Source organism: Lutibacter sp. (genome assembly GCF_040883305.1).
Taxonomy (GTDB): Bacteria; Bacteroidota; Bacteroidia; order Flavobacteriales; family Flavobacteriaceae; genus Lutibacter.
The window spans coordinates 1-3,724 of record NZ_JBFLKT010000045.1 but is presented as its reverse complement, the minus strand read 5'-3'; the positions used below and the strand labels follow the sequence as shown (position 1 = coordinate 3,724).

The 3,724-nt window shown below is 32.3% G+C and carries 2 protein-coding genes and 1 pseudogene; all 3 read right to left on the bottom strand.

Annotated features, from left to right (window positions below; genetic code table 11):
• Nucleotides 1–284, bottom strand: a pseudogene (locus AB1Z17_RS01405) (glycoside hydrolase family 92 protein); the annotation flags it as partial.
• 6 nt (nucleotides 285–290) lie between these two features.
• Nucleotides 291–1,637, bottom strand: coding sequence for an alpha-L-fucosidase (locus AB1Z17_RS01400; RefSeq protein ID WP_368050001.1), 1,347 nt, complete (start codon nucleotides 1,635–1,637; stop codon nucleotides 291–293).
• Between the two features lie 3 nt (nucleotides 1,638–1,640).
• The coding region (locus AB1Z17_RS01395; RefSeq protein ID WP_368050000.1) for a family 20 glycosylhydrolase at nucleotides 1,641–3,724 on the bottom strand (2,084 nt) is incomplete at its 5' end.

Below are 3,724 nucleotides of genomic sequence, written 5' to 3'. Positions count from 1 at the left end.
TTGATTCCTCTAATTTTATATTCGTCGTATTTATAAGTCCAACCATCACCCATTTTTGACGTCATTGGAGTCCAAAAATTCATTCCCCAAGGAGCAGCAATTGCCGGATAGGTGTTTCCATTTGATAAAATATATTCAGAGTCTGTTCCCATTAAAGGGTTTACATAGTCAACTAAATTTGTTTTTAAAATATTCGTTTTACCCTCGTTACTTTTATTTGTATTACAGGAAACGATGGTTATACATAAAAGTACAAACAAAAATTTAAAAGTGTTATTTTTCATAATTTATTAGTTTAATTCAACTGCATTTCCGTGTCCTCTATATAATTTTAATGCATCTTCTAATTCAACTTCTAAAACTGTTACGTAAGTATCAACATTTTCCACATTAGGAGTTTCAATTCTTAAAATTCCAGGAATATTATTCCAGGCAGCACCACCATTTCTCAGAAAATTCAACTCTTGATTACTACCTAAAACTTTGATAGATTTTACTTTATTTTGAATCCCTTTTAATGAAATGTAATTTTTAGGAGCATCAAATAAACATAGGTAAATTTTAGATTCGTCTTTACTTAACAATGTTGGTCCGTAAAAATGTCCATACGGTAAACCAGCTTTAGAATTAAACACTGCTGTTTCGTGTTTTTTAATCCATTCCCCTAAAGCTTCTAAACGTTCAACTTGCTCTTCAGCAATAGTTCCATCTGGTTTTGGACCAATATTTAACAATAAATTTCCTCCAGAAGCAATTACTTCAACAAAAGTTCTAACAATTTGAGCAATTGGTTTATAATTTGTATCGGTAGGATAATAACCCCAATTATCGTTCATTGTCATGCAAAATTCCCAAACTCCTTGCGGTCTAATTACAGGAATCCCTTGCTCTGGCGTGCTATAATCACCATGTGTTTTTAATCTAGAATTTACAATTACCGAAGGATTCCAAGCTAATAAAGAGTCTTTTAAAGATTCTGCTCTCCACTGTTCGCTAGATTTTTCCCAATCCCCATCAAACCAATATAAGTCTGGCTTAAAATTATCGCTCAATTCTTTTAATTGCCCTTGATAAAATTTAACAAATCGTTGCCAAGGTGATAAGAATTTTTGATTTTTTTGAGGATAATCTTTTTGTGTGTTTGGACGCGGAAAAACTACATTATAATCTGGATGTGACCAATCGCATAAAGAATAATACAATCCTACTTTTAACCCTTCATTTCTTAAAGCAGTAACATAAGGTTTCACCAAATCTCTTTTAGTAGGTGTTTTTTCTTTTACGTTTAATTTGCTGTATTTCGTATCCCATAAAGCAATACCATCGTGATGTTTTGTTGTAAGAACTGCATAACGTGCTCCAACTTTTTTGAACAACTTTGCCCAAGCTTCTGGATTGTATTTATCAGCGGTAAATTCTTTTCCTTGTGACATATAATCTTCATAAGAAATTCTTTTATGATACATAGACCAAGACTCTCCAATTCCTTTAACTCCGTAATATCCCCAATGAATAAAAATACCTAGTTTGGCATCTTGAAACCATTCTAAACGTTCCTCTGTAGTAAATTCTTCTTGAGCATTTATTTGATAGCTAAAAAGAAACAACATTATTAGTATTGTTTTTAAATCTTTCATTTTTTAATCAATTAAAATTTCATCAACAAATAACCAAACACCTCCCCCTGTTGGGGTTTGTTTTAAATTAGTTGCAATAACTTTTACATATTGTGCTTTTTGAGCTAAAAATTCAACTTTGAATTCTTTTAAGTCTGAACCCGTATTTTTAGCATATTCTCTTTCAACATCTCCTACTAGTTTGTAATGCTCACCATCTGATGAAATATATACCTCAATTTTTGTTGGAAAATATATTCCAGGCCCTTGATTTTCCAAAGAACCAACAATTACTTCACTTATAGAAATTTCCTTTTCTAAATCAATTATAGCTTCCATATCTTTACCTAACCAAGCTTGCCATTGTCCGTCATGGAAGTTTTTTGTTCCTCTTAAGGTATTTACCATATTAAAAACTCCTGCTCCTTGATAGCTTTCACTGAATGGCACTACATATTCTACTTTACAAGCTATAGCTTTATGAAATTTAATAGTATCCGAAAATATTTTACCGACAGGTTTATTATTTTTAAACAATGAAGCTTTTATAATTGTAGTTTCATTTAACTCAATTGGTGTGGTATATTTTGTTGCATTTTCATCAATTTCATCAGCTCCTAATACATACCTAATGTCTGGATTTGGAAATTCATTTTGCAATGTTACATTCGCCGTTTTATTTTCTAGATTTATAGTTGCATTTGCGGTTACTAAATAAGCACTTTTTGCATAATTGATATCTAAGTATTCGTAACGCTTAAACATAGAAAATATTCTTGAAGAAAAATCTTCCCAGTTACGTGATTCTTTTGGAGACCAAAGTGCCTCAGAAAGTGCAGCTAGTCTCGGAAAAATCATATATTCTGAATGTGTTTCCGTTTTGATTTGTTCTGACCAAAGATTTGCTTGTCCTCCTAAAATATGTTTTGTTTCATCCTCGGTTAAATCTTCAACAATAGGATCAAATTCATAAACTTTACTTAGCGGTGTAAAACCTCCCCAAGCTAAAGGTTCTTCATTTTGAGGACCTTGATAATGATCGAAATAACAATGAGAACCTGGTGTCATAATTACATTATGTCCTTGTTTTGCTGCTTCTATACCGCCTTTTACACCTCTCCAACTCATAACCGTAGCATCTGGAGCCAAACCACCTTCTAAAATTTCATCCCAACCAATTAGTTTTTTATCTTTTGAATTAATGAATTTTTCCATTCTCTTTACAAAGTAACTTTGCAGTTCTTCTACATTTTCAAGTCGTTCATTTTTCATTCTTTTTTGGCAATGCGGACATTTTTTCCAATTGGTTTTTGTTGCTTCATCACCACCAATATGTATGTATTTTGAAGGAAATAATTCTATTACTTCTAACAATACATTTTCTAAAAATTCAAAGGTACTTTCTTTGCCTGCACAGTAAATTTCGGTAATTGGCCAAACACCGCCTGAAGGCACTCCAATTGGTGTTTCAAAACATGACAATTCTGGATACGATGCTATTGCACTCATAACATGTGCCGGCATTTCAATCTCTGGAATTACTTCTACACCTCTAGCTGTTGCATATGCAACAATTTCTTTAATATCTTCTTGCGTATAAAACCCGCCGTAAGTAGCTTTATCTTCTGGAGTAGTTACTCTTCTGCCATCCCAATGTAAATCTTCTTGATCCAATCTGAATGCGCCTACTTCTGTTAACTTTGGGTATTTTTTAATTTCAATTCTCCAACCTTGATCGTCAACTAAATGAAAGTGAAACACATTCATTTTATGCATTGCCAAGCGGTCAATTGTTTTTTTTATATACTCTTTTTTAAAAAAATGACGTGCAACGTCTAAATGAAGACCTCTGTATTGAAAACGAGGTTGATCTTTTATTTCAACATTTGGAATTACCCAATCTTGATTTTCAATCAATTTTGGACTTTCAATTGCTACAGGCAATAATTGTCTAACAGTCTCTAAACCGTAAATAAAACCGTTATTTTCACTTGCTGTAATAATGACTTTAGTACTTGTAACCGAAAGTGTATATGCTTCTTTTTCAAATTCTGAATTAGTACTAAACTGTATAAAATTGTTACTCGGTGCTTGCTCAACAATTTGAA